Raw genomic sequence first — 2,662 nt, forward strand, 5'->3', positions numbered from 1 at the left:
AAAAAATGACGAAAAGAATTATCTAAAATCGGCTATGCCTATTAAGTCACTAGACTCGGATGTGATATATAGGTATTTAGGAAGATTAAATGGTAAGGCAGTGTTTGGATTTGGCGGCGAAATAGGAGATTCTGATTTCGATATAGATCACAGTTTTGTATTAGAGTCAGCAGAGATAAAAGATCCATATCTTTTTGAGAATCTTATGAAATTAGGTAAAAATGAACGCTCAATAGAAGAATTATATATCGCTTCACATAAAAATGAAAGCGGTGGCATAGAATATATTATTAAGCCATATTTTGTAGAAGAGCTAGAAAATGCTTCTATGGCGACAAAACCGCTTGTCAATGAGACATTAGAGGGTAATTATAGAGACGCTGAGGTGGAAGTATTAGCAGTGAAGAATCCAGAGTCATCGGATGAATTTGGGAATGTCAAATTGAGACTAAAAACAAAAGATGGCAAGGAATACGAGGTAGGGTCTAAATCAGACAATTGGAAAGATTATCAAAAGGGTCAAAATATCAAAGTGAGATTTGAATTAAAAGATGGAGAGCCTGTAAATATTTGCTGGGCAGAAGGCGTAAAATAAGCGAAGATAGAAAATGATATCAAAATTTTAAATTAGCATTTAAGAATTAGCATTTAAGAATTAGTATTTAAGACAAAAATGGATGTAGGTGTATAATTAAACTGTAAACAAAGAAACGTAGAGGAATGGACATAGGGAGGATTTTATAAATGAATAAATCTAAATGGATGAGTAGAGCGTTTTGTTCACTAGCTGTTGCGGGTATGGTTTTTTCAGGATCTATTAATCTAGTAGGTGCTACTGGCTTTGATAGTGATAAAAGTATAGGTATCGCTAGTGAAGTAGGGATACAAAGTGAAGATGGCTATGAGTATTTTGGCGAAATAGAGGGAATAGAAGTAGATAAAGATGGGAAAATGGTTGCAGAGGTAGAAGTTAAAAGTGGATTAGATGAGTATGGATATAGGTTTGCTGTACAGGATAAGGAAATCATAGAGTATTTGAAGACTATGAAAGATAAAGATATTCTAGAGAACTATCTTTACAAATTCCATCTAGAAAATGAGATAAAAAATCTAAATGATATGCAAGAAAATGAAAGATTGAACGAATTAGTTGGAATGGAAGCATTAGATGAGATTTTATCTGGAAAAAGAGATTATGAAATAAGGGCTTCTTTAATGCACAAAACGGGTGATACATGGATATTTGCACAGTGGAAGAATGATGATAGAGCTGAAATAAAATATATAGAGCTAAAAATGAATGAAGCCTGCAAAAAACAATTGGAAGATCAAGATTTGAATAAAATATTTGAGAATTGGAGATATTGTTCAGTAAGCTTACAATTGGATGAAAATGGTGATATAAACTATTTATCTAGTGATGGAGAGCGTGAAAGCATTTATTCTATAGAGAATAGATATTTTTTAAATGGAACAGAGTTTTTAGGAGATACTAAAGTTTTAGATGTAGAAAAAGAGAGATTTGTAGTAAATAGCATAGATGGAAAAACAGCCAGTATTACTACAAAAGAATTAAAAACAGGGTTAGCCGAGAAAAAAGAGGTTGACTCTAATGAGCAAAAAACAAAATACAAAATTAGTGAAGAGATGATAGTAAATATAGGGAATTCTAACGATGAAATTAAAAAAGGGTCTGAATATGTAGGAAATTTAATGAGGAAAGACGATGAATTATTTTTACTAGGTGCTAGAGAGTATTCTGAAAGGGAGAATTTGACACACGAGGATTTAATGGCGATTAAAGATGTTTCTTATTTTGATTATTGTATGATTGTGGAATCTATAGACGAAGAGACGGGCTTGGCAAAGGTTGTCATCACAGATGATGGATATGGAGACAAGTGGATAGGAAACGTAAAGCTGATAAATAATATATATACAATTAATTACGATGATATAAAGACTCAAATGATAGCAGATAGCGCTAAATACATGAAAAAAAGAAAGGTAGATTTAAAGCCAGGTCAAGTTATTTATGTAGATGTAGATAAGGCAGATCTCAATGCAGCACTTAATCTAGAGGATGGTTTGATGATAGATGATTTGATGACTTATTCTATAAGTAATTTTCAAAATTCACTTAGGCTAAAAAAAGATGAAAAGGGTGCGGAGAAATATGTTCTAAATATCGGCGAATTGGGATCTTTTGATTTAGATGAGGATATAGATGTGCTGATAAAGCATGGTGAAGAGTATATATCACATACTTTAGATGCGTTTGTAAATACTTATGATATATACAAGGCGTTTGATTGCAAATTAGTATTAGATCACAGAGATACATCAAACCTTTTAGCACTTATGATAGAGAATGCACATTCTGATAAAATAGGTGCAGATAGGGCTTTTGGGCATTTCCAAAATTTAGTAAAGGTCGATGGACACAAAAATAAAATAGAGCTAGAAGTAGATGGTAAAACTATGAGGCTTGAGTTTGATGATAGAGATATGAGAAACAAAGAAGGATTTTCTAGAACAGAGGATGTGCTAGCATACTATAGTGGGGATAAGCTTTTAGCATATGATTTATATGAAGTTGATGCTGATTATGAAGAGGTACTCAAAATTAAATCATTTGATAAGGTAGATCAAAAAGCTATAT

General features: G+C 32.2%; 2 protein-coding genes. Both read left to right on the forward strand.

The features are described from left to right. On the forward strand, positions 1–595 hold a 595-nt coding region (locus tag N4A40_04590; protein MCT4661119.1), incomplete at its 5' end, for a hypothetical protein. A gap of 149 nt (positions 596–744) precedes the next feature. Further along, a partial coding sequence (locus N4A40_04595; GenBank protein MCT4661120.1) for a hypothetical protein occupies positions 745–2,662 on the forward strand: 1,918 nt, incomplete at its 3' end.

The sequence above is a fragment of the Tissierellales bacterium genome, from assembly GCA_025210965.1.
GTDB lineage: Bacteria > Bacillota > Clostridia > Tissierellales > JAOAQY01 > JAOAQY01.